We start from the raw sequence: 24,373 nt of genomic DNA, 5'->3' as shown, positions 1-24,373 counted from the left end.
ACATGGTGGCCTTCTGCAACACCGGTCACTGGGCGGCCACCGACTGGTTCGGCCTCTCCGAAATGGCAGGCCTGCCCAATGTGAAGCTGTATGCGGGCTCCATGGTGGACTGGACGCAGTCCAAGGACGCGCCACGCATGGCCAACCAGCCGGGCCGCGCTCAGTCACTGGCCTATGACGCCCAAAAATGGTGGGAAAAAACATTCAAGTAACCCCTGAGTGGCTTCGCACCTTCCCAAGTCGTGCCCCCCTTGGGGGTCGACCGCTTCGCTGCGAAGCGGCGGGGCCGCCTAGGACTTGCTTGGTGCCTCTGACTTGGTGTGTGGCGGTTTTACAAGCCTCGAACCCTTGAGGCACTGAATTGACACTGAAAACATGAAACGACTTCCCATCACGGCCTTGCTGGCCGTTTTCTTTGGCTGGCTGCTGTGGTCGGTCTCGGTACGCCAGGCGGCGCTGTTCGCCGTGGGCACAGGCCTGGGCGCGGTGCTGGCCGGCCAGCGCTTTGGTTTCACCACGGGCTGGCGCATGCTGGTCGAGGAAAAGGACGGCAGCGGCATCTTTGGCCAACTGCTGCTTCTGGCGCTGGCCGCGGCCCTGGCCATGCCTTTGCTGGGCCATTTCCAGGAGCTCACGGCAGCTCTGGGCCCGCCCAGCATCAGCCTGCTGGTCGGCGCCTTTGTCTTCGGCCTGTGCATGCAGATCGCCGACGGTTGCGGCAGCGGCACCCTCTACAAGGCGGGCATGGGCATCCCCATGAACACGGCCATCCTGCCCCTGTTTGCCATCGGCAGCTTTCTGGGCAGCCTGCACCTGGGCTGGTGGCTGGACCTGGGCAATACGGCCCCCGTGGGCCTGGTCACGCAATGGGGCTGGCCTGCGGCGCTGATCGCCACGCTGGCCGCACTGGCCTTGATCGCGGCAGGCGTGGCCCTGTACGTGAAAAAGGCCAATGCCGCCCTGAGCCGCCCGGCCAAGCCGCTGCTGGTGCGCAAATGGCTGGTCGGTGCCGTGCTGCTGGCCCTCCTGGCCACGCTCAACCTGATCATTGCGGGCCAGCCCTGGGGCGTGGTATACGGCTTTGGTCTGTGGGCCGCCAAGATCGCCAATGCCACGGGCGCCGTCGATCTGGCCAGCAACTGGTTCTGGAGCCAGCCCGGCAATGCGGCACGCCTGCACGAAACCGTGCTGCTGGACGTGACCAGCATCACCAATATCGGGATTCTGGGCGGCGCACTGTGGATTGCCGCCGGCAAGCCCGCTGCGGCCAAGACCCTGAACGGCACGCAATGGATCGTGGCCCTGGTGGCGGGTCTGGTGCTCGGCTACAGCTCGCGCCTGGCTTTCGGCTGCAATGTGGGCGCCATGCTCTCGGGCATCTCCACCGGCTCCATCCACGGCTGGATCTGGGTCCCACTGGCATTTGCAGGCACCATCTTCGGCCTGCGCATCCGCCGCCATTTCGGCTTCTGAGCAAGGAACAACCATGACCTCACCAAGCACCTTGCGCACCGTATTCTGGGCCGCGCTGCTCGTCTTTCTGGCCTGGGACTTTCATGCCTCGCCGGCCATTGACCTGCGCTTCGAAGCACCGCTGATTGCCGCCGGCTCCGGCCAGGCCGTTCAGGGCGGGCATTGCTCCATGCCGACCGGCAAGTAAGCGCTTCGACCCCGCCCGACGCCCTGCCCAGAGAATGGTCAGGGCGTTTTGCTTTGGGGCCAGCTCAGGCCTCGGGCCTTTCCAGTTCGAAGCCGGCCGCCTCCCAGGCCGTCAGGCCGCCGGACAATGGCCGGACATTGTGAAATCCTGCACGCTGCAATTGCCTGGCCACGCGCGCTGCCGAGATTTCGTCAGGGCAGTCGCAATACACGACCAGGCCATGCTCATGCTGCTCGCGCGGCAGCAAATGCTCGTAGGCCGCCCTGCCCTTGCCCTGGTGCTCAAGCCAGGAGCTGGCACCGGGAATATGACCCTGACCGAAGAGCAGAGGCTCGCGGACATCGATCACCGTCGGCGTGATGCCCTGGGCGTTGAGCCCCGCCAGCTCCTCGACCGACATGCGCGGCATCTTCAGCGAACGCACCACGCGCTGCCTCTGCCACCATTTGCGCGCCACGAAGACCGCGAACGCCACGCACAGCAGCAGCAGCCCCCATTTGCCCAGCGCCGTCAGCACATCGAGCAGATCCTGCACCGTGGAGCTGAACAGCGAGCCCAGAAACACCGCCGACCCCACCCAGATCAATGCCCCCAGCGCATCGAACAGCACAAAAGTGCGCAGCGGCGTTCCCACCACACCGGCCAGCGCGCTGGCGATGGAGGCAAAGCCCGGCACGAACTTGGCCACCAGCAAAGACCTGGCTCCCCAGCGACCATAGACGGACTCTGTCTGACGGATACAGGCATCGGGCGAGAGCGAAATGCGGCAGATACGTCCCAGCACCCGGTGCCCATAGGCTCTGCCGGCGTGGTACCAGAGCACATCGGCCATCAATGCTGCGGCCACCGCAATCACGGTGAGCCAGCCCAGGCGTGCCAGGCTGCCGCCCTCCAGCGCGCCGGTCACCACCAGCACCGGGTAGGCCGGTATGGGCGCTCCCAGCTGCTCCACCAGCACATTGAGAAAGACAATGCCGAAGCCGTATTCCCGAATCAGATCCACGACAAAACCCATGACCCATGCTCCTCAACCCGACCTGGGTGAGCCCCGATGCTAGCGAGACAGGAACATCCTGGGTCCCGGGGGGGTGTTGCGCCTCAAGCCAGGCGCAGATGGGACAGAACAGCCTCGAAATGCGCACTCACGTTGAGCGCCGGCGCATGGCCGCAGTCCGGCACTTCCAGCCAGGTCAGCAGACCGCAGGCACCGGGGCCGCGCCGCAGCATCTGCTCGGCCACCGGCTTGAGCACCAGATCGGACTGCTCGCCGCGCAGCAACAGCACGGGCAGTTGCAACGCGTCATAGTGATCCCAGATCAGATAGTCATTGTCATGCGCGGTGAACTGCTCGATCATGCGCGGGTCGTAATGCGGGGTGACGCGACCGTCGTCGCAACGGCGCGTGCTGGTCTCGGTCAGCTTGCGCCACTCGACATCGCTGAGCCAGCCATAGGGCTTGTACGCCGCGCGGAAAAAGCCTTCCAGTTCGGCGACGGTGTCGAATACCGGTGGCCGGCCTGCGTAGCTCCGGATGCGGGCCAGTGCAGCCTCGGCCAGCTCGGGCGCATTGTCGTTGAGCGTGAGCGTGAGGATGCGGCGCCTGAGATCCGGCTCGAACAGGCCGGATGCGCAGACCGTGCCGATGGCGCCCCCCATGCTGGTGCCCACCCAGTGCACCTGCTGCAGTGCCAGCGCATCCATCAGCTCCCGCGCCAGACGGGCATAAAAGCGCAGCCGATATTCCTCGCTCGGGTGGTGGCTCCACTGGCTCAGGCCGCGGCCCAGCGTATCCGGGCAGATGACGCGATAGCCTTGCGCTGCAAGAAACTGCGCCAGGGCATCCATGTCGCGGCCCGTGCGCGCCAGGCCATGCCAGGCGATCACCGTGGCCTTGGCCGGGCCTTGCGGCTGCCAGTCAAGGTAATGGATCTCATAGCCCGCGCACAGGGCATAGCAAGATGCGGGCAGGGGCAAGGCGTGAGATGTCTGGCTCATGGTTCCGAATGAAATTCACCTTCAGCGCTGATGCATAAAGCGCTTCAAGCAATGAAATAAGAAGTGGCAATCAACCCTTGCGCGACGCCGCTGCACGCAGCCTTCCGACCACGCCCGTGGGAAAGTGATAGACCGAGAGCACGAACAGCAGGCCCAGCCACAGCAGCCAGCGGTCTGGCGACAGCAGGGGCGACAGCCAAGGCAGGCTGACGGCAGCTTCGCTGCCAAGCCGCAGCAGATCCTGCAGATAACTCTGCGCCACCAGAAAGATGACGGAGCCGATCACCGCGCCATAGATCGTGCCCATGCCGCCGATGACGACGATGAGCAGGCAGTCCATCATGATCTCGAAGGACAGCGTGGTGTCCGGCCCGTTGTAGCGCAGCCAGACCGCCAGCATGGCGCCGGCCACACAGGCAAACAGGGCCGAGAGCACGCTGGACGTGGTGCGATAGACCACCACGCGGTAGCCGATGGCCTCGGCGCGGAACTCATTCTCGCGAATCGCCTGCAGCACGCGGCCGAACGGTGAATTGACGATGCGCAGCAGCACCAGCACCAGCAGCAGCGCCAGCACAAACAGCAGGTAGTAGCTGATGATCCTGCCGTCGATGAGAGTGCCGAAGATCTCGTTCTCGAAGGGCTCGAAGCTGGGCGACAGCCATTCGGGCATCTTGAAGGTCAGGCCGTCCTCGCCTCCCGTCCAGTCGGACAGCTGCGAAGCCAGGGTCTGAAATGCAGCCGCCACGGCCAGCGTGATCATGGCAAAGAAGATGGCACGCACACGCAGGGAAAACAGGCCGATGGCCAGGGACAGGAGCAGCGACACCAGCAGCGCCGCACCCAGCCCCAGGGCCAGCGCCCCCCAGCCCGCCCCCAGCTTGCCGGAAGCAATGGCCACGCCATAGGCGCCTATGCCGAAGAACATGGTGTGGGCAAAGCTGACGATGCCGGTATAGCCCAGCAGCAGGTCAAAGCTGGCCACCAGCACCACAAAGATCAGCACCTTGGCCGCCACATTGAGCGCCTTGACGCCGGGAAACACAAAGGGCGCAACTGACAAGCCCACGAGAATGGCCAGCAGCATCAGTGCCAGGATGCGACTGCGCGGCAGATCGCCGGAGAGCAAACGGTTCAACATCCAATCAACCTTTCATCTCTTTGGTGGCGAGCTGCTCGAACTGAGCATGCCCATGGCCAGCGGCTACCAAGCAGGGGCCGCCTCGCAGCGAGGGTTGTGTCCCCCATGGGGAAAGCGCGGAACGACTCACGGGGGATCTCATCGGTTCGCCACCGGATAGACACCCTGGGGCCGCCAGAGCAGGATGGCGACCATGAGTGCGATATTGGAAAACAGCGCCACCTTGGGCACGAGAAAGCCCGTGTAGTTGGCCATCAGCCCCACCAGCAGCGCTCCGATGAGAGCACCTCCGGTGCTGCCCAGCCCGCCGATGATGATCACGATGAAGATCAGCACATTGACCTGGGCGCCCATCTGCGGGATCACGTTCTGCTGGTACAGCCCCCACATCACGCCGCCCAGCCCCGCCAGGGCCGAGCCGGCCACAAACACGCCAATAAACAGGCTGCGCACCCGGTAGCCGAGCGCCTCGACCATCTCCCGGTCCTGCACGCCGGCACGGATCAGCAGGCCCAGCTTGGTCCGCGTCAGTGTCCAGGCCAGCCCCGCAAACACCAGCGCACCCACCAGCACGGCAAACAGGCGGTACTTCTCCACCGCCGCCTCGCCCAGCAGCCAGGCGCCCTTCATGGCATTGGGCAGGGGCAGCGGTATCTGCTGCGGGCCCCAGATGACCTTGATCAGTTCCTCGCCGATGATCATCCCGCCCATGGTGATGAGAATCTGCTTGAGGTGCTGGCCGTAGACCGGGCGCACGATGAAGCGCTCGAAGGCCATCCCCACGGTGCCGGCCACCAGCATCGCGACCAGCATGGCCGCAAAGACAGCGGCCAGATTGCGCCAGAGCTGGTCCGAGCCCGTCCAGTCGCTCATGGCACCCAGCACGCTGGTGGCCACAAAGGCACCGAGCGCGATGAATACGCCATGCCCGAAGTTCAGCACATCCATGAGGCCGAAGACCAGGGTCAGGCCCGAAGCGATGATGAAGACGATCATGCCCATGGCCAGCCCTGCCACCGTCAGCGTCAGCCAGGTGCTGGGCGAGCCCACCAGCGGCAGGGTGAGCAGCGCCAGCAGCGGCACCAGCAACAGCGGCTTGTAGTCCAGATCCTTGAAGCTCATGCGGGCACTCTCCCATGACGCACTGCCGCTTCAACATGCGTGGCGACTCGTGCCTGATGCATGAAGGCCAACAGCTTTTCCGATGTGATTTTCTTCATAGCGACAGTCCCAGCAGCGACTGCTGCAACTGCGCATCGGCCGCCAGATCGGCCATGCGCCCCGCGTGGATGACGCGGCCGTTGTCCATCACCGCCACGCCGTCGCCCAGGCGTTTGGCGAAGTCGATGTTCTGCTCCACCAGCAAGATGCTCACGCCGCTGGCCTTGAGCTGGGCGAAAGCCTCGATCATGTTGTTGATGATGGCCGGAGCCAGACCCTTGCTGGGCTCGTCGACGATCAGCAGGTCGCGCGGCTCGACAATGGCGCGTGCCACGGCCACCATCTGCTTCTGCCCGCCGCTGAGCTTGCCCGCAGGCGCATTCCAGAACTTCTGCACGGCCGGGAACAGCTGGTAGATCCAGTCCAGCCGGTCCGCATCCATCTGGCCTGCATGGGCGGCGGAACGGGCTGCCAGCAGCAGGTTCTCCTTGACCGTGAGATCGGCAAAGATGCCCATGTTCTCGGGCACATAGGCAATGTTCAGGCGTGCAATCGCCGGCGTGGACAACTGGGCAATGTCCTGCTGCGCAAACCGGATGCTGCCCTGGCTGACCTTCCACAGGCCCATGATGGTGCGCAGCGTCGTGGTCTTGCCGGCGCCGTTTCGGCCCAGCAGCAGGGTGACCTCGCCCTGCGGCACGCTCAGGTCCACGCCATGCAGTATGTGATAGGCGCCGATATGGGTGTGGACGCCGGACAGCTGCAGCAAGGGGCTGGATGCCTGGTTCATGCGCCCTCCTTCACGGCATTGCCCAGATAGGCCTGCTGCACCACCGGCGAAGCGATGACCTCGGCCGGCTTGCCATCGGCCACCAGTTGCCCATTGGTCAGCACAATGATGCGATCGGCGAGTTCGCGCACCACATCCATCTTGTGCTCCACCAGCAGGATGATCTTGCTGCGGTCTTTCTTGAGTTCGCGTATCAGGTCCAGAATCACCGGTGCCTCGTCATGGCTCATGCCCGCCGTGGGCTCGTCAAACATATAGACCTGAGGCTCCAGCGCCATCAGCAGCGCCACCTCCAGCTTGCGCTGGTCGCCGTGCGGCAGGCTGGCGACGACGGTGTCGGCACGCTCGGACATGGAGACCCGCTCCAGGATTTGTCGCGCACGCTGCGTGACCGCCCGGTGATCGCTCCAGACGCTCCAGAGGTTCAGGCCTCGACGATGCGCCCCGCTCAAGCTGGACTGCACTGCCAGGCGCACGTTTTCCTGCACACTCAGATTCGGAAAGAGATTCGTGAGCTGAAAGGCCCTGCCCAGCCCGGCGCGCGTACGCGCCGAAGCGGGCAGGCCGCTCAGATCGCGCCCCCCCAGGGTGACCGTGCCGGAGCTGGCTTTGAGCTGGCCCGAGATCAGGTTGAAATAAGTGGTCTTCCCGGCCCCATTGGGGCCCACGATGGCCGTGAGCGTGCCCGGCTCGAACGAGCAGGTCACAGCGTTCACGGCCACATGGCCCCCAAAGCGGATGGTGAGATCTTGCGTTGCCAGAATGCCCATGGAAGCGGATCTTTCCTTCTCGAATGCGCGCGGTCGCTGCTCAAGGGCAGGTTCCGATCACGTAGTAGTTGCTGCCGGTCTGCTTCAGCGTGGTGGTGTAGAACACATTCCACAAGCCCATGTTCTGGCCTGATCCGTTGGCATAGGCATAGCCGCCTTGCTGATAGGCGCGACTGGCCTGCACATGGGCGTAATTGCTGGCCGTGGTGCAGGTGCCCGCAGGATTGCTGCCGGTCAGCGTCGAGGCGCTCACTGCAGCAGAGTCGGCACTTTCTGCGCCATTGCCGTCCACGGCCCGCACCGTCCAGCTGTAGCTGGAGGCAGGGCTCAGCGCCGCATCGACATAGCTGGTGGCATAGACCGTGAGCGCGTTGGCCTTGTTGCCGTTGCGATAGACGTTGTAGCCCGCCGCACTGGTCACAGGAGCCCAGTCCAGCTGCATGCTGGTGCTGGTGGCCGCCGAGGCACCCAGACCCGAGGGAGCCGCCAGGACTGGCTGGGTCGGGTTTCCTCCGCCGTTGCCGCCACCGCTGCCGGAGCCCGCGCCGGAGGCAATGCGATCGACCATGGCCTTGATGGCCGTCATCTGCACGCCGCTCTTTTGGGCGAAATCATTGCCGTACCAGCCGATCCAGTCCCAGCAGGCATTGGGATTGGCCAGCGAACCGCTCTTGCTCGTGCTGCGGTTGTTGTTGTCTATGCGGGTCTGCGGGTAGAGCACGATGATGTTGTTCGTGTCCGCCCAGCGGCTGAAGCCCGTGTTCCTGACGAACTTGTCGCCAATCTTGTCCGTGCTCTGCTGACAGCCGTGCAGCACCACATGCAGCCTGCACTGCGTGCCGCTGGCGCAGCTCTGCGGCACATAGAGCCAGCCGGTGCTGGCCATGCCGGGGTTGGCATTGGTATAGCTGGCCTGGTTGAACTCGATGTAGTTGCCGGTGGCCGGAGCATCGTTGCGCGGATTGAGCGCACCATAGAAATGCGTGAGTGCGGCTTTGGCACCGTCATAGCCGCAATTGCTGATATAGGGCGAAGCGCTGCTGCTGCAGGCATTGTTGCCGCTGCTGTCGAAGTCAGTGGGCAGCACATGGGCAGCCCCCGAGCGCTTGACATAGGCGATATGGGACTGCGGCACGCCATTGTTCAGATACTGGGTCTGCAGCGCATCGGTGAGATTCGGCCCCACCGTGGTGTCGCTGGTGCCCGTGAAGATATAGATCCTCTGCGCCGCGATCCGGCTCTTGGCATCGATGCTGGCAGCGCTGCTGTAACTGTCGATGCTGGACTGCATGGCATTGAGCTGCGCGCTGCTGATGCTGGCGTTGTACATGCAGGCCGTGTAATTGTTCAGGCCGGCGCACATGTACGGGCCTGCCGCAAAGATCCCCACCCCCATGAAGCTTGCCGAATAGGCATTGCCCAGCTGATTGGCCATGAAGCCGCCCGAGGACAGGCCCGACACGCTGATCTGGTCGGTGGCAATGTTGTATTGCCCCAGCGGCACGGCCGCCCCCGCGGCCAGGTTCACGCCGCCCCATAGCGCCAGTGCGGCAATGCCGCTTCTCCAGGATTGAACTCGCATGCCTTGTCTCCGTGAATTGCTGAAATAGGAATGAGCAATGCCAGCCCTCGTGTCTCCGAGGGTTCATCCATTGAAAGGACGGGTCGGCGCGGGAGGATCTTCCGGCCGGATCAGCGCTGGTTGCGCACGGGAACGTTCATTTCCTCAGGCTTGATCTCTCGCACCAGCTCGGGAACGCCCCAGGCCATGGCCGGATCGTTCTTGATCCTGAAGTGGTACATGCTCTGCATGGCCTGATGGTCTTCCTTGCGGAAGGTCATGACGCCCTTGGGCGTGTCGAAGCTCATGCCTTCCATGGCCTTGATCAAGGCATTGGTCTTGGTGTCGCCGCCGGTCTTCTTGAGTGCCGTGACGATGGCCATGGCGGCCGAGAAGCCGCCCGCCGTGAAGAAGTCCGGCGGAGCCTTGAACTGCTTGTAGCTCATGGAGACCATGGCTTCGTTCACCGGGTTCTTGGGAATGCCGAAGTAATAGTAGGTGGCCCCCTCCATGCCCGGCAGATTCTTGTAGGCCGCCATGGCCGGCAGGATGTTGCCGCCCGTGGCAATCTCGATGCCGTAGCGCTTGAGGTCCATGTCCGCGATCTTGAAGGGATTGCCGGCACCGGCCCAGACAATCCAGATCACCTTCTTGCCCGGAACATCCTTGAGCCTGTCGATCAGGCGCTGGGCGCCGGCCGTGAAATCGGTGGTGGCCGCAGGCAGATACTCCTCGTGCACCAGCTTGCCCTTCTTGACCGCTTCCTTGAAGGCCTTGACGCCGTCGCGGCCGAAGGCATTGTCCTGGGCCAGTGTCGCAATCGTCACTCCGGGCTTGTCGATGGCCACGGCATTGCTGATCGCATCCTGGCTGGAGTTGCGGCCGGTGCGGAAGATGTACTTGTTCCACTTGTCGCCGGTGATGGAGTCGGCCACGGCGGGCTCGACGATCAGGATCTTCTTGTACTCCTCGGCCACGGGCAGCATGGCCAGCGCCACGCCCGACGCGCTGGGGCCGACCGCCAGATCGGCCTTGTCGTCCGAATAGGCGGCGGCCAGCAGGCTCTTGCCCAGGTCGGGCTTGCCCTGGTCATCCTTTTCGATGAGTACCAGCTTCTTGCCTGCCACCGTCATGCTGCCGCCTGTGGCGTATTCCAGTCCCATCAGCAGCCCGGCCTGCGTCTGCTTGCCGTAGGCCTCCAGCGGCCCGGTCTTGCTGTAGACATGGGCGATGCGGATTTCGGATTGAGCCAGAGCCCCCGGAACATGGGCGGCCATGGCGGCCAGGGCCGCGAACTGCAGCAGGCTGCGCTTGTGCATGGTTTGTCTCCTTGACGGTGTTTGCGGTGGTTCCGCTTGTCTTTGTATGGTGTGCAGTTAGCAGTCTTCGTGCCAGTCTGGTTTTCCTCTGAGGACTGTGATGGTCAGCGCCCCTATTGCCTGAAAATCAGACAGAAAGTGTCTTCAAAAAAGACACTGCGCGTTTTCCATACACTGCTTCAGGCTTAGCCTCGGCCAAGGTTCAAGCGCCATGAAAAAAGGATCACTGCGGTGATCCTTGTGTTCTTTACGCGGCATCGCGCTTTTTGTCGAATTCCAGCAGCCGCACGGCGTTGTCCTTGAGAATGCCCGGCATGACCTCGGGCTTGAAGCCGGCGACCTCGAAGTCCTTCATCCAGCGCTCCGGCGTGATCAACGGGAAGTCGCTGCCGAACAACACACGGTCCTTGAGCAAGGTGTTGGCGTACTGCACCAGCTGCTTGGGGAAATACTTGGGGCTCCAGCCCGAAAGATCGATCCAGACATTGGGCTTGTGCAGCGCCACCGAGATCGCCTCGTCCTGCCAGGGAAAGCTCGGGTGGGCCATGACGATCTGCATATCGCCGAAGTCCACGGCCACATCGTCCAGCAGCATGGGGTTGCTATAGGCCAGACGCAGGCCGCCGCCGCACTTCATGCCGCTGCCGATACCACTGTGGCCGGTGTGGAAGATGGCGGGCAGCTTGTAGTGGTTGATGACCTCGTAGATGGGCCAGGCCATGCGGTCGTAGGGATGAAAGCCCTGCACCGTGGGATGGAACTTGAAGCCCTTGACGCCGCATTCGGTGATCAGGCGCTCGGCCTCGCGCGCGCCCATCTTGCCCTTGTGTGGGTCGATGCTGGCGAATGCCACCATCATGTCGCTGTTCTCGCGCGCAGCATCGGCAATCTCTTCATTGGGGATGCGGCGACGACCCAGTTGCGCCTCGCTGTCCACCGTGAACATCACCAGACCGATCTTGCGCTCGCGGTAATAGGCAATGGTTTCGGCGATCGTCGGACGCAGCGAGCTGCCGAAGTATTTGTCGGCCGCGCGGTCGTACTCCTCGCCATAGCTGTCAAAGGGATTGCGGCAGCTGACTTCCGCATGGGTGTGGAAGTCGATGGCGATCAGATCTTGATGGTTCATGGGTGGGTCTGCTTTGGGTATTGAGTCAAATCAGCCTCAAGCGCTTGTCACGCCTGCGGCACCTGCTCTCGAAATTGAATGAAGAAATCAATGCTGGATGGATTGGCCATGGCATCGGGGCTGGCCACCTTGGCGGCGTCCGCGCCCAGCAGCAGCTTGCGCACAGGTACCTCCATCTTCTTGCCGGTGAGGGTGCGCGGAATCTCGGCCACCTGTACCACCACATTGGGTACATGGCGTGCCGAAGCCTTGGTCTTGATGGCGTTCTTGATCTGGGCGGTCAGCTCGCCCGTCAATGCCTGGCCTTCGGCCAGAGTCACGAACAGCGGCATGAAGGAAGGTCGGCCCAGGTATTCGAGGTCGACCACCAGGCTGTCCTTGACGGCGTCGAGCTCCTCGACGACACGGTAGATCTCCGCCGTGCCCATGCGTATGCCGAAGCGGTTGATGGTGCTGTCCGAGCGCCCGTAGATCACGGCCGTGCCGCGCTCGCTGAACTCGATCCAGTCGCCATGGCGCCAGTAGCCGGCAAACACATCGAAATAGCTGTCGTGGTAGCGCGCCCCGCTCTCGTCGTTCCAGAAGAACACGGGCATGGAGGGCATGGGCTCGGTAATCACCAGCTCGCCGACTTCGGCGATCACCTTATGGCCCTGTTCGTTGAAGGCATGGGCGGCCACGCCCAGTTCGCGGCACTGGATCTCGCCCGCGTTGACGGGCAGTATGGGAGCGCAAGCCACAAAGCCCGAGGCGATATCCGTGCCGCCGCTGATCGAGGCCAGCCACAGATCGCTTTTGACGTTCTCATAGACCCAGGCATAGGCCTCCAGCGGCAGCGGCGAGCCGGTGGAGTTGATGGCGCGCAGCTTTGCGAACTGGCGCCCCTTCTTCGGCGAGACACCATCCTTCATGCTCTTGGTGAGGAAGGCCGCACCGCAGCCAAAGATACTGACCTGGTACTGGTCGATAAAGTCCCAGAGCGCATCATCATGGGGCGCTGTCGGATTGCCGTCGGACAGCACCACGGTCGCACCGGCCAGCAGGCTGCCTATCATCAGGTTCCAGACAATCCAGCCCGTGCTGCCCAGGAACATGAAACGATCACCGGGCAAGACATCGTGCTGCAGGCGATTGGTCTTGAGGTGGGTGAGCACGATGCCGCCATGGCTGTGCACCATGGCCTTGGGCAGACCGGTGGTTCCCGAAGAGTACACCACCCACAGCGGATGGGAGAACGGCACGCGCTCGAACTGCAGCGGCGCTGCATCGCGCGTTGCCTCGTCCCAGCGCATGCAGTCACGCCAGGGTACGGCCGCATGCCCCGCATCGCTGCCGAACAAGGGCCCTGGCACATGAATCACCTGGGCGATCCCGGGCAGGCCCTGGAGCACCTCGTCCAACACTTCACGCCGGTCGAAATGCCTGCCGGCATAGGTGTAGCTGTCGGTCGCGAAAATCAGCTTGGGCGCAATCTGCTGGAAGCGGTCCAGCACCACGGAGACCCCCATCTCGGGTGCACAGCTGGACCAGATGGCACCAATGCTGGCACAGGCCAGAAACGCCACCACGGTCTGCGGTACATTGGCCAGGCAGGCCACCACGCGATCGCCAGGCACTATGCCCAGTCCGCGCAGGGTTGCCGCCAGGGCGCCCACATCGCGCTGCAACTGCTGCCAGGAGACTTCGACCGGAGTCTGGCCCTCGCAGCGTGCAATGATGGCAGGACGCTGCTCGCTGGCCTGGCGAAAGACATGCTCGGCATAGTTGAGCCGGGTGTCGGGGAACCACTGCGCGCCGGGCATCTTGCGACTCGCCAGCACCTGCGTCGGGTCGCCATCCGCCTGAATGTCGAAGTAGTCCCAGATGGAGCGCCAGAAGCCTTCGATATCGGTTGCCGACCATTGCCACAGCGCCTCATAGTCGGAGAAGTCACGGCCACGGCTGTCGCGCAGCCAGTTCATGTAATGCCGCAGGCCGCTTTGCTCCTGCTGCTGCTGCGTAGGCCTCCACAACTCCTGCCCTTGTACCAATGCCATGCTGTCTCCGGACTCGAATTAGATATTTTTTATAACTATAAAAACAAACCAAGTCCTACCCACCAAGGGCAATCCCTAGCGTGGCTCAGAAATTCAGCTTCTCGAGCCGGTCGTACAGCTTGGCGCGCGATATGCCGAGCGTCCTTGCCACCGCCAGCTTGTTGCCGCCATGGGCCTGCATCGCGGCCTGTATGGCGCGGGTTTCGAGATCGGCCATTTGCTCGGCAAGCGGCTTGAGCAGATCACCCGTCGCTGGCATCGCCGCCATGGTCTCCTGAACCAAGAGCGGCCGATGCGGAGCCTGAGGCTCGACCCCGGACGAACGCAGCACCTGCGCCAGCAGGCCGGCATCGATGTGCGAGTCATCGCAGCGCATGGCGGCCTGCTCCAGCACGTTGCGCAGCTCGCGGATATTGCCGCGCCAGGCCTGTGCGACCAGCAGTTCCAGTGCTCCCTTGCCCAGCTCCGGTGGAACCATGTCGTTGCGCAGTGCCAGATCCTCACAGAGCATTTCCACCAGGGCCGGGATATCGCTGCTGCGCTCGCGCAGCGGCGGCACGCGCACGGGCAGCACATGCAGCCGGTAGAACAGGTCTTCGCGGAAGCGCCCGTCGCGCACCATCTGCAGCAGGTCCCGGGAGGTTGCGGCCACCACGCGCACATCGAAATGCACGATCTGGTTGGAGCCCAGCGGCTCGATCTCGCCCTCCTGCAAGGCGCGCAACAGCTTGGCTTGCAGGCTGGGCGGCATATCGCCGATTTCGTCGAGAAACAGGGTGCCGCCATCGGCCAGCTTGAACTTGCCATCGCGTGTCTTGCGGTCGGCTCCGGTGAATGCGCCCGGGGCCACGCCGAAGAACTCGGCTTCCAGCAACGTTTCAGGAATGGCCGCGATATTGACACTCACAAAAGGACCGGCAGACCGGGCCGATGCCGCATGGATGGCATGGGCCAGCACTTCCTTGCCGGTACCGGTCTCGCCCAGCAGCAGCACCGGGCTCATGGACTGCGCCGCCCGCCGCGCCTGGCGCTTGACCTCGACCGCCGCCGGACTGCTGCCCACAAAACTGGCAAAGCTGTATTTGCTGCGGCGCGCGCCCTGCATGGATGCCTGCAGGCTGCGGCTGCGCTGGGCGGCCAGTTCTCGTCTCGCTTCATCGAGGTCGCGCTGCAGCATCGCGAACTTGCTGATCAGCGGCTGCAGGGTTGTCTCGGGCTGATCGAACAGCACAATGCCGATGGCACCGATCACGCCGCCTTCCTCGTCGTGCAGCGGAAGACGGCTGACGACAAAGGTTCCGGCGCTGTTGGTCAGCAGATCAATCAGGACCGGCTTGCCGGTCTCCAGCACGCCCCGCATCTGGGTGTTGGGGATGACCTCCTCCACCCGATGCCCGAGAAAGTCGGCCACGCCGGCCACGCCCAGGCGCGGCAGAAAGCGCTCGTAGCCCTTGTTGACCCAGACGATATACCCGCTTCGGTCGACCAGAAACATGCCCTGGCTCATGGACGAGAACAGCTGAAACATGGACCGTGCTGCCAGGGCATAGATGCCATCGGCGTCTGCGGGCAGCTCGCAAGCGAAATCGTTGGGTGACAGTGGGCTCGTTTCCATCGCGTCATGGTAGGGCGACTTTGGAGCCCAACCATCAGCACAGACCTGTAGCTGCGCCCTCGCTACCGCCAAGGACAGCGCCGACAATGACCGGATGAACCACGCATGCAGGCCCAGGCACCAGGCCTGCCTCCATAAAAAAATCCCCTGTCCAGCTCACCGAACAGGGGATATGAATGCAACGGGCTCCATGCGTGAAACACCCGCAGCAGGCTAGGAAAAAGGGGGGTCAGGCGGCGCTAGCCTCCCGGGACTGCCTGGCCTGGGACAGGCGCTTGAGCACACGTGGAATGATCAGCACGGCCAGCACGATGATGATCAGCGTCAGCGACATGGGGCGCTGCAGGAAGATCCACCAGCTGCCTTCGCCGATCGATACGGCATTGCGCATCTGTGCTTCGGCCAGAGGGCCGAGGATCATGCCCACCACCACAGGGGCGGTCGGGAAGTCGAAGCGGCGCATGATCACGCCCAGCACACCAATGCCGTAGAGCAAAAACAGATCGAAGGCGCTCTGGCGCATGCCGTAGGCACCGACCGTCGCAAAGATCAGGATGCCGGCATACAGCTGCGGACGGGGAATCTTCAGCAGCTTGACCCACAGCCCCACCATGGGCAGGTTCAGCACCAGCAGCATCACGTTACCGATGTACAGCGAGGCGATCAGCGCCCAGACCAGGGCCGCCGAGCTGGTGAACAGCTGGGGACCGGGGTTGATGCCGTAGTTCTGGAATGCGCCCAGCAGCACGGCCGTGGTGTTGCTGGTGGGAATGCCCAGCGTCAGCAGCGGAATCAGGGCCGCAGTCACGGTCGCATTGTTGGCGGCTTCCGGACCGGCCACGCCTTCGATGGCGCCCTTGCCGCCAAACTCGGCCTTGTCTTCGCCCTTGGCCAGCTTCTTCTCGGTCGCATAGCTCAGAAAGGTCGGGATCTCCGTGCCGCCGGCGGGAATGCAGCCGAACGGTGTGCCCAGCAGCGTGCCGCGCATCCAGGCGGGCCAGGAACGCTTCCAGTCGCGCTTGGTCATGTGCACACGGGTCAGCTTGTTCTGCGACTCCTCGACCTTGCCCTCATACATGGCGGCATACAGCACTTCGGCCACGGCAAACAGGCCCACGGCCACCAGCACGATATCGATGCCATCCAGCAACTCCATCTTGCCGCCGGTATAGCGCGCCGCACCGGAGATCTGGTCCATGCCGATGCAACCCGCCGCCAGGCCGACAAACAGTGCCGTCATGCCGCGCAGCGTGCTCTGACCCAGCACGGCACTGACCGTGGTGAACGCCAGCACCATGAGCATGAAGTACTCGGGCGGGCCCAGCTTCACGGCGAAGTCGGCCACATAGGGGGCGAACAGGGTCACCACCACGGTGGCAAAGGTACCTGCGAAAAACGAGCCGATGGCGGCAGTCGCCAGCGCCGCTCCGGCACGGCCGCTCTTGGCCATCTTGTTGCCCTCCATGGCCGTGACCATGGATGCCGTTTCGCCGGGCGTGTTCAGCAGAATCGAGGTGGTCGAGCCGCCGTACATGGCACCGTAGTAGATGCCGGCAAAAAAGATCATGGAGGCGGTCACATCCACCTTGGCGGTGATCGGCAGCAGCATGGCCACGGCCACGGCCGGGCCGATACCGGGCAGCACGCCCACGGCCGTACCCAGGGCGCAGCCCACCAGAGCCCACAGCAGATTGGCGGGCGTGATGGCTGTGGCAAAGCCTGCCATCAAAGCATTGAAGATATCCATTACAGCCACCCCGTTTCAGTCAGGCCAGGCAGATTGATGGCCAGGAACTTGGTAAACATCCAGAACACCGGGGCCGCAATCAGCAAGCCGGTGATCACATCCTTGACCCAGGTGCCCGCCGCGGACGCCTGCGGCTGATGGGCCGCACGCCGCAACCCCTGCACAGCCAGCACGTAGCAGATGGTGCAGCTGAAAATGAATCCCAGGGTGCCGATCAAGGCCGCATTCACCAGCAGGCCGGCCGAGACCCAGGCAAAGGGCAGGATGTCGGCCTTGGGCTGTCCGCCCGGATCGGCCGCATGCCGAAAGCCGCCGCTGCATGCCTCCCAGATCAGCAAGGCACCGCAGATGCCCAGCACCGCTGCACAGACCCAGGGCAGGAAATTGGGGCCGACACCGCCGTAGCCGGAGTCCGAAGGAATTTGCAGAGCGCCAAAGGCCAGTCCCGCAGCGACCAGCAGCACGCCGGCACCGACGATGGTTTGGGCTCGTCCGGACGGTACGTTGGGGCTCTGCGGCTCTTCGGGGTCTGCATAGGCCGAAACCTGTGCAGCCTCCGCGGCCCGAGCCAGATCTTGGTAGGAATCAGACATGATGAATGTGTGTGATTTCAGTGGTTTTCGGAACCCGCCAGAGCCGCCCTGCGGCAGCTCCCACGGCATCATGGGGTTGCACAAACCCTGGCTTGCGCCGTTTCGGGGCAGGCCATCAATCAGTGCGGGGGAGAGACAGCGGGACACAACGCGATCGGGGCTGCAGTCGCCAGCCCCGTGCCAGGTCCCAGGAGCGTATTCGCGATCTCTATGCGGCCGCACATCAATCATGAACACACTCGAAGGCCGCCGCAGAACGCAGCGGCCCGTGATCGTCAGATCATGCCGGACTTGGCCATGGTGGCGCGCAGGCTGGCGAACTCGTCGTCCACGAACTTGCCGAAGGCATCGCCACCCAGCCAGGCAGGCGTCCAGTCGTTCTTCTGCAGCGCTTCGGCCCAGGCCTTGCTCTTGGTCGCTTTTTCGATCTGGGCCACCAGCTCGTCGCGCTGGACCTTGGAAATGCCGGGAGCACCGTACACACCGCGCCAGTTGCCGATCTCCACGTTGATGCCCTGCTCCTTGAGCGTGGGGATGCTGGAAGCTGCACCCTTGAGGCGCTGCGCCGAGGTCACGCCGATGGGTTTCATCTTGCCGGTCGCGATGTATTCGGCAAACTCGCTGAAGCCGCTGCCGCCGACGGTGACGTTGCCGCCCAGGATGGCGGAGATGGCCTCGCCGCCCCCACGGAAGGCCACGTAGTTGATCTTGGAGGGATCCACACCCACTTCGCGGGCGATCATGGCCGCGGCAATGTGCTCGGTGGAGCCGCGCGAGCCGCCGCCCCACTTGACGGAGCCGGGGTCCTTCTTGAGCTGGGCGACCACTTCCGCCATGTTCTTGAACGGCGAGTTGGCGGGCAGCACGAACACGTTGTATTCGCTGGTCAGTCGCGCCAGAGGCGTGGCCTGACTCAGGTTGACGGGAGGCTTGCCGGTAATGATGCCGCCCAGCATCACGGCGCCCATGACCATCATGGCATTGGGATCGCCCTTGCTGCCGTTGACGAACTGGGCCAGACCGATGGCACCGGCGGCGCCTCCCTTGTTGTCATAAGTGACGGAAGAAGCCACACCTGCGTCCTGCAAGGCCTTGCCCAGGGCACGGCCCGTCGTGTCCCAGCCACCACCGGGGTTGGCGGGCAGCATCATCTTGATGGCTGCCGCAGCCTGGGCCGACAGGGGCAACGCACCGGCGGCCGCCAAGGCTGCCAGAGACTTCAGAAACGTATCACGACGCATGGTGTACTCCTTATGTAGTTAGTGGGTGCCATCATGGACAGCCTGCCTGTCAAACAGCTGTCCAATCACCTAGGGCTATCCCTTAAGCGCCCCAGGGAGTTTCACGACTTGTCTGTGCATTCGCAGCGCAGTGCTATGTTCGGCAGCATGCAATTACTGCTTGTTGAAGACGACTCCGCCATGCGCACCACGCTGCAGCGCACCCTGATGCGTCGCGGCCTGAATGTGGATGTGGCGGCCGATGGCCCCAGCGCCCTGGCCCATTGGCAGACCCGTGAACCCGATGCCGTGGTGCTGGATCTGAGCCTGCCGGGCCTCGATGGCCTGCAGGTGCTGGAACGCGCCCGCGCCCTGGGCCTGCGCACGCCGGTGCTGATCCTGACTGCGCGCGGCACCGTCGGTGACCGCGTCATGGGTCTGAATGCCGGTGCCGACGACTATCTGGCCAAGCCTTTCGATCTCGATGAACTGGAAGCGCGCCTGCGCGCCCTGCTGCGCCGCAGCCAGGATAGCTTCGCCCCCAGATCGGGTTCCGAAGCTGTCCTACTGGGCGCTTTGCGCTACGAAAAGGAAAGCGGTGCGATCTATCTCGACGACAAGGTGCTGGAGCTGACCCCGCGCGAGCTGTCCATGATGCATGCGCTGCTGGCGCGCCCCGGCCATGCTGTCACCAAGGAGCGGCTGTTCAGCCTGGTCTTCCCCGGCGAGGTCGATGTGCAGTACGAGGCTGTGGAGGTCGTGGCCTACCGCCTGCGCAAAAAGCTCGCGGGCACCGGCGTGCAACTGGTCACCCTGCGCGGTCTGGGCTATCTGGTCAAATCCGAGGCGGCGGCATGACAGCCAGTGCGGCAAGGACGCGCGCCAGGACCGCCTGGTCGCTGCGGCGTCTGCTGCTCACCGGCATCCTGCTGCCCGTGCTTCTGCTGATTGCACTCAACGCCTGGAGCCTCTACCAGCAGACCCTGGCATCGCTGCACACGGCTTACGACAGAACCCTGCTGGCCTCGGCCAAGAGCATCAGCGAGCAGATCGGCGTCACGGGCTACGACGATCAGGCTCAGCTGCGCGCCATCGTTCCCTATTCGGCGCTGGAAATCTTCGAAGCCGACAACCAGAGCCGCATGTTCTACCGCGTCTCCACGCTGGACGGAAAGCTGATCTCCGGCTTTTCGGAGCTGCCGGTCTGGAACGGAAGGATTCCTCAGCGCCCCCCCTATGCGGCGCTGGTGGACTTCTATGACGACGAGTTTCGCGGCCACCCAGTTCGCGTGGCGGTGCTGCTTCAGCCGGTTGCCAGTGCGGACGGACGGGGCATGGCCGTGATCCAGGTGGCCGAAACCCTGGAACTGCGCGAATCCCTGGCCTTGCAGATTCTGCGCGACACCCTGATTCGGCAGGCCCTGCTGGTGCTGGTCGTGGCGCTGATCGTCATCATCGTGGTGCAGCGCGCCACCCAGCCCATACGCCAGCTCAGCCAGGACCTTCAGGGACGAGCCCAGGGGGATCTGAGCCCGCTGAACGCGCCCGAGGTACCGCGTGAAGTCCAGCCCCTGCTGGAAGCCACCAACCAGACGATGCAGCGCCTGCAGGGACTGCTGAGCAATCAGAAGCGCTTTGTGCGCGACGCCTCCCATCAGTTGCGCACGCCGCTGGCCGTGCTCAAGGTCCAGGTGCAGTCGGCCAAGCGCGGCGATATTCCGCCGGCCCAGGCCTTTGCCGAAATCGACGACACGGTAGACCGCGCTACCCGCGTCGCCAACCAGATGCTGGCCCTGGCCAAGGTCGAGCAGCTGCGCCAGGAAGACAGCAGCCAGAACAGCGCCATGCTCGCCCAGCTCGACGATATCGTGCGCGACGTGGCGCTGGAACTGTCCCCGCTGATCGCCGATCACGACATGGACTTCGGCATCGAAACCCAGGCCTGCTGCGTGGCGGCCCATGAATGGATGCTGCGCGAGCTGACCCGCAACCTGCTGCACAACGCCATACGCCACACCCCCAGACACGGGAGTCTGCAGATCGATGTGCGCGCCCACGAGGGGATGGCGCAGCTGAGTATCGAAGACAGCGGCAGCGGCATCGACGACGAACTGGCCCAGCGGCTGTTCCAGCCTTTTTCAGCGGGCAACGCGCGCAGCGGCTCGGGACTGGGCCTGGCCATCTGCCAGGAAATCGTGCAAACCCTGGGTGGCCAGATCGAGCTGCGCAATCTGCACGACGGACTCGGCCGCGTGCGCGGCCTGCAGGCACTGATCCGGCTGCCGCTGCACAATGGCGATGCCCGCGACGCGGACACGGCCCCGACTTGAATCGCCAACCCTTCACGCCGCAAAATATCGCCATGAGTGAAACCGAATCCATGCGTCTGGACAAATGGCTATGGTGCGCGCGCTTCTACAAGACCCGCAGCCTGGCAGTGGAGGAAATTGGCAAAGGCCGTGTGACGGTCAACAACGCCAATGCCAAAGCCTCGCGTGAAGTCCGTCCGGGCGACCACATCCACCTGCGCCAGGGCAATATTCCCAGAGAGGTCATCGTGCGCGCACTCAGCGGCATGCGCGGCCCGGCCCCCGTAGCCCAACAGCTGTACGAGGAAACGGCGCAAAGCATCGCCCAGCGGGAACAGTTGGCCGAGCAGCGCCGTCTGGCCCCCGAGCCGGCCGCGACACTCGCGGCCCAGCATACCGGCCGCCCCACCAAACGTGACCGCCGGGACATCGACCGCGTGCAGCGCAGCAGCGGCTGGGGCGACCGCTGGAGTGCCTCCATCGAGGATTGACAAACCTCGCCCATGAGGCGCGGTCTGCGGGCCTCCAGGTGCTCTGCTGCGGCAGTTGCTGCAAGCGACGGCGGGAAAGGGTCGCGCCTGCGCAAACATCGGCACAGGACCGAATGCAAAGCGGTGCACCAGACCCTCTTCAGCCGGACGCTGGTGCTACCGCGCGTCCTGCATCTGCCGTTGATGGGCCGGCTGCGGGTGCAGTGGATGCCCATGGCGTCGAGGGCATCCCGCTTCGGTCCTGTGCAGCCCTTGGGCGACGCTCGGTCCCCCGCATGCCGCGCGCATTCGCAATCGTGCTTTGATTCCGGGCTCCTGGCCGAGATCTGCCACTGGCTGCGGGAGTTGCCGACAAGCGCCACCTTGCCGCCTGACTTCTCAGACCAGGCGCCAGACAGCAGCCTCGGCTTTTGCCCCGAACATCCGACGGGCCAGCATTTCGCCCTGCAGCCAGAAATCGCTACCGTTGACCTGCCATATCCGTTGGCCGACGAGCAAAGAGCCAGGCGATCCCGCCTGTGTCCTGCAGCGATGGCAAGCGGCCACATGGCGACCGCAGCGACGCGCTGATCGGCCTGGCCGGGATGCGGGGCAAGCCCGAGGCCGGGAACGTGCCGGGTCAATACATCATGCCCCCGAAAAAGATGAATCGCTCGAACAACTGCATCGGCGAACCCAGCCGCACTGCTCATTCCGTCCATGCATGAAATGCCACCAGGGGCCCGCAGCCTGACGACGTACGGGCGGGCGGGCCAGAGTCCTGGCAAAGCCCCTTGTAAAAGATGAGCACTTAGCGCTTTTTTCAAAAGCTTTTCGGGAAACTTTTATCTCGAAAATATTTCAAAGACTACGCCAGCAGCTCTTATTTGAGTAGCAACCAATCCCCTCAATGCCGGCAAGGCTCGTTCTGGCGCCTGGGCTGCAGGCACTCTTTTCGTCTCCCTCGGTCTTTTTCGCGCATGTCTTCCGCTTTTTCCGCACCGCTTTCCTCTTTTGGCACACGACTCCCCCGATGGCTGCGCCATGCCGGCATCGCCGCTATGGCCATCGGCAGCGTGGCCTGCTCCGCCAGGATGCCAGCATCCTCGGCAACCGCCAGCCCCGCATCCCCCGTCCAGGTCAGCAATCCCACACGCAGCACCCAGGGCTTTGACCAATGCCCGCAGTTCTTTGCCAACGGCAGAGCCCCCGTGCTCCGCGAGCAGCCCAAGCTGCGTGCACTGTGCTATGACGCGTTTGCCGTGCTGCACAGCGGCCAGAGCAAGACTCCCGTCTTCGTCGCTCAACGTCTGAACAAGACTCTGGTCGCCGATGCCGACGAAAAGCGCACCAACAGGTTCTACAGCGACGCCCGCCTGCCCCGCGATGAAAGGGCCGAACTCGACGACTACAAGCGCTCCGGCTACTCACGCGGCCACATGGCCCCCGCTGGCGACATGCCGACCGCACAGGCCATGGCCCAGAGCTTCTCGCTGGCCAATATGGTGCCTCAGGCCATCAAGCAGAACAGCGGCCCCTGGGCCCGCATCGAAAAGGACACGCGCAGCTATGCACAGCGGGCTCAGGGCGATGTCTACGTCATCACCGGCCCTGTCTTTGATGACGATGCGGCCACTGTCGGCAACAACCAGGTGCGTGTGCCCAGCTTTCTCTACAAGCTGGTTTATGACGCTCAGAGCCAGCGCGCCTGGGCGCACTGGCAGGCCAATGATGACGCAGCCCGCGTCAGCCAGCCCATCAGCTACGCGGAGCTGGTGCGCCGCACCGGCATCGAATTCCTGCCCGGCACGCCTTTGCAAACCTCGGGCAAACTCCAGCAGGCATCGGCACCCGGCATGCAGCACCACTGATTTCCGTACCACCAATCAAAAAGCCTGCTGGCGCACGCCAGCAGGCTTTTTAGGGTTCTCTGTCTACTGGCCCGGCTTGAACAGCTCCAGCTCATCCGCCGTCAGCCAGCGCCATTGGCCGGGCTCCAGATCGGCGGGCAACTCCATGCCGCCGATCCTTCTGCGATGCAGACCTTCGACCCGATTGCTCACGGCCGCAATCATGCGCTTGACCTGGTGATACTTGCCCTCGGTCAACGTCAGATCCAGCACATGGCTGTCCACCTGCGCGCAGGCCGCTGCCTTGACAGGCTTGGGATCATCATCGAGCACGACACCATCCAGCAGCCGCTGTATCTGCTTGGCATCCACCGGGTGCTTGCAAGTCACCCGGTAAACCTTGGAGACATGCTTTTTGGGCGACGACATGCGATGGATGAACTGGCCATCGTCGCTGAGCAGCAGCATACCCGTCGTATCCTGATCCAGACGACCCACCGCCTGAACCCCCTGCACCGCCCCCTTGTTGGGTCGTTGGCGCAGGGGAGCCGGCAGCAAGGTATAGATGCTGGGATAGGCCGACGGCTTTTGCGAGCACTCGGTGCCGGCAGGCTTGTGCAGCAGCACATAACCCAGTGCGTGATACTCCCACTCCACGCCTTGCACCCTGAATCGCAGCCCCTCGGGATTCACCTCCTCGGTGGAATCCAGAACCTTCTCCCAGGCAGAAGTCTGCGGGTTCCACAGCTCCACCCAGCCTTGCTGCACCAGGCCGGAGCACACGCGGCGAATACCGAAACCCTGTGAATACAACATGTCCTGCAGCTGCATGCTCATCCTTTCCATGTCCGCTACTGCGCAAGCAATATCAAGAATACCGATTGATCAAATAAAAAACCCCGTAATCTTTCGACTACGGGGTTTTCACTGTAAGAGCCTGACGATGACCTACTTTCACACGGGAACCCGCACTATCATCGGCGCAAAGTCGTTTCACTGTCCTGTTC

At 63.6% G+C, this 24,373-nt stretch carries 22 protein-coding genes and 1 pseudogene; 8 read left to right on the top strand and 15 right to left on the bottom strand.

Annotated elements, in window-relative coordinates; all coding sequences use genetic code 11:
• The 3 genes and pseudogenes from E2583_RS17955 to E2583_RS17945 all read left to right on the top strand — a co-directional run.
• A pseudogene (locus E2583_RS17955) lies at nt 1–212 on the top strand (sulfurtransferase); the annotation flags it as partial.
• Nucleotides 213–375: 163 nt separating this feature from the next.
• Nucleotides 376–1,473, top strand: coding sequence for a YeeE/YedE thiosulfate transporter family protein (locus tag E2583_RS17950; RefSeq protein ID WP_291597569.1), 1,098 nt, complete (start codon nt 376–378; stop codon nt 1,471–1,473).
• A gap of 13 nt (nt 1,474–1,486) precedes the next feature.
• Entirely contained in the window at nt 1,487–1,660 is a 174-nt protein-coding gene (locus E2583_RS17945; RefSeq protein ID WP_291597568.1) for a hypothetical protein, read from the top strand.
• Nucleotides 1,661–1,724: 64 nt separating this feature from the next.
• Here E2583_RS17945 and E2583_RS17940 read toward each other — a convergent pair whose 3' ends face one another.
• From E2583_RS17940 to E2583_RS17875, 14 genes are all read right to left on the bottom strand, one after another.
• The gene (locus tag E2583_RS17940) at nt 1,725–2,675 is read right to left on the bottom strand and encodes a VTT domain-containing protein (RefSeq protein WP_291597567.1); all 951 of its coding nucleotides are present in this window, start codon (nt 2,673–2,675) and stop codon (nt 1,725–1,727) included.
• 83 nt (nt 2,676–2,758) lie between these two features.
• A complete protein-coding gene (locus tag E2583_RS17935) occupies nt 2,759–3,655 on the bottom strand; it encodes an alpha/beta hydrolase (protein WP_291597566.1) in 897 nt (298 codons plus the stop codon).
• Nucleotides 3,656–3,725: 70 nt separating this feature from the next.
• On the bottom strand, nt 3,726–4,796 hold the full coding sequence (locus tag E2583_RS17930; RefSeq protein ID WP_291597565.1) for a branched-chain amino acid ABC transporter permease: 1,071 nt from the start codon (nt 4,794–4,796) through the stop codon (nt 3,726–3,728).
• A 138-nt stretch (nt 4,797–4,934) separates the two neighbouring features.
• The gene (locus tag E2583_RS17925; protein WP_291597564.1) at nt 4,935–5,918 is read right to left on the bottom strand and encodes a branched-chain amino acid ABC transporter permease; all 984 of its coding nucleotides are present in this window, start codon (nt 5,916–5,918) and stop codon (nt 4,935–4,937) included.
• 94 nt (nt 5,919–6,012) lie between these two features.
• Nucleotides 6,013–6,747, bottom strand: coding sequence for an ABC transporter ATP-binding protein (locus tag E2583_RS17920; protein WP_291597563.1), 735 nt, complete (start codon nt 6,745–6,747; stop codon nt 6,013–6,015).
• On the bottom strand, nt 6,744–7,517 hold the full coding sequence (locus E2583_RS17915) for an ABC transporter ATP-binding protein (RefSeq protein ID WP_291597562.1): 774 nt from the start codon (nt 7,515–7,517) through the stop codon (nt 6,744–6,746). Before E2583_RS17915 ends, E2583_RS17920 begins: the two co-directional genes overlap by 4 nt.
• Nucleotides 7,518–7,557: 40 nt before the next feature.
• Entirely contained in the window at nt 7,558–9,099 is a 1,542-nt protein-coding gene (locus E2583_RS17910) for a PHB depolymerase family esterase (RefSeq protein ID WP_291597561.1), read from the bottom strand.
• A 110-nt stretch (nt 9,100–9,209) separates the two neighbouring features.
• Entirely contained in the window at nt 9,210–10,397 is a 1,188-nt protein-coding gene (locus E2583_RS17905; protein WP_043008572.1) for a substrate-binding domain-containing protein, read from the bottom strand.
• Between the two features lie 247 nt (nt 10,398–10,644).
• Nucleotides 10,645–11,526, bottom strand: a complete 882-nt coding sequence (locus E2583_RS17900) for a 4-hydroxyphenyl-beta-ketoacyl-CoA hydrolase (protein ID WP_003057560.1) — start codon at nt 11,524–11,526, stop codon at nt 10,645–10,647.
• A gap of 47 nt (nt 11,527–11,573) precedes the next feature.
• Nucleotides 11,574–13,562: an acetoacetate--CoA ligase gene (locus E2583_RS17895; protein WP_291597560.1), complete on the bottom strand. Its 1,989-nt coding sequence runs from the start codon at nt 13,560–13,562 to the stop codon at nt 11,574–11,576.
• A gap of 85 nt (nt 13,563–13,647) precedes the next feature.
• A complete protein-coding gene (locus E2583_RS17890) occupies nt 13,648–15,177 on the bottom strand; it encodes a sigma 54-interacting transcriptional regulator (protein ID WP_291597559.1) in 1,530 nt (509 codons plus the stop codon).
• A gap of 229 nt (nt 15,178–15,406) precedes the next feature.
• A complete protein-coding gene (locus tag E2583_RS17885) occupies nt 15,407–16,924 on the bottom strand; it encodes a tripartite tricarboxylate transporter permease (protein ID WP_291597558.1) in 1,518 nt (505 codons plus the stop codon).
• Nucleotides 16,924–17,517, bottom strand: coding sequence for a tripartite tricarboxylate transporter TctB family protein (locus E2583_RS17880; RefSeq protein ID WP_291597557.1), 594 nt, complete (start codon nt 17,515–17,517; stop codon nt 16,924–16,926). Before E2583_RS17880 ends, E2583_RS17885 begins: the two co-directional genes overlap by 1 nt.
• 275 nt (nt 17,518–17,792) lie before the next feature.
• Entirely contained in the window at nt 17,793–18,758 is a 966-nt protein-coding gene (locus E2583_RS17875; RefSeq protein WP_291597556.1) for a tripartite tricarboxylate transporter substrate binding protein, read from the bottom strand.
• A gap of 135 nt (nt 18,759–18,893) precedes the next feature.
• Between E2583_RS17875 and E2583_RS17870 the strand changes: the two genes are divergently transcribed.
• From E2583_RS17870 to E2583_RS17850, 5 genes are all read left to right on the top strand, one after another.
• Entirely contained in the window at nt 18,894–19,595 is a 702-nt protein-coding gene (locus E2583_RS17870) for a response regulator (protein ID WP_291597571.1), read from the top strand.
• Nucleotides 19,592–21,067: a sensor histidine kinase gene (locus tag E2583_RS17865; protein ID WP_291597555.1), complete on the top strand. Its 1,476-nt coding sequence runs from the start codon at nt 19,592–19,594 to the stop codon at nt 21,065–21,067. The genes E2583_RS17870 and E2583_RS17865 overlap by 4 nt, the downstream gene beginning before the upstream one ends.
• A 32-nt stretch (nt 21,068–21,099) precedes the next feature.
• Nucleotides 21,100–21,537 (top strand): RNA-binding S4 domain-containing protein, encoded by a 438-nt coding sequence (locus E2583_RS17860; protein WP_291597554.1) that lies wholly within the window; start codon nt 21,100–21,102, stop codon nt 21,535–21,537.
• Between the two features lie 518 nt (nt 21,538–22,055).
• Complete coding sequence (locus tag E2583_RS17855; RefSeq protein ID WP_291597553.1) at nt 22,056–22,244, top strand: hypothetical protein; 189 nt, start codon at nt 22,056–22,058, stop codon at nt 22,242–22,244.
• A gap of 333 nt (nt 22,245–22,577) precedes the next feature.
• Nucleotides 22,578–23,387, top strand: a complete 810-nt coding sequence (locus tag E2583_RS17850; RefSeq protein ID WP_291597570.1) for a DNA/RNA non-specific endonuclease — start codon at nt 22,578–22,580, stop codon at nt 23,385–23,387.
• Nucleotides 23,388–23,450: 63 nt separating this feature from the next.
• On the opposite strand, the gene E2583_RS17845 is transcribed toward E2583_RS17850, so the two are convergent.
• The gene (locus E2583_RS17845) at nt 23,451–24,197 is read right to left on the bottom strand and encodes a 16S rRNA pseudouridine(516) synthase (RefSeq protein ID WP_291597552.1); all 747 of its coding nucleotides are present in this window, start codon (nt 24,195–24,197) and stop codon (nt 23,451–23,453) included.
• Nucleotides 24,198–24,373: the final 176 nt, after the last annotated feature.

Source organism: Comamonas sp., assembly GCF_009360615.1.
Lineage (GTDB): Bacteria > Pseudomonadota > Gammaproteobacteria > Burkholderiales > Burkholderiaceae_C > Comamonas.
This window is presented reverse-complemented; position numbering and strand designations above follow the sequence as displayed.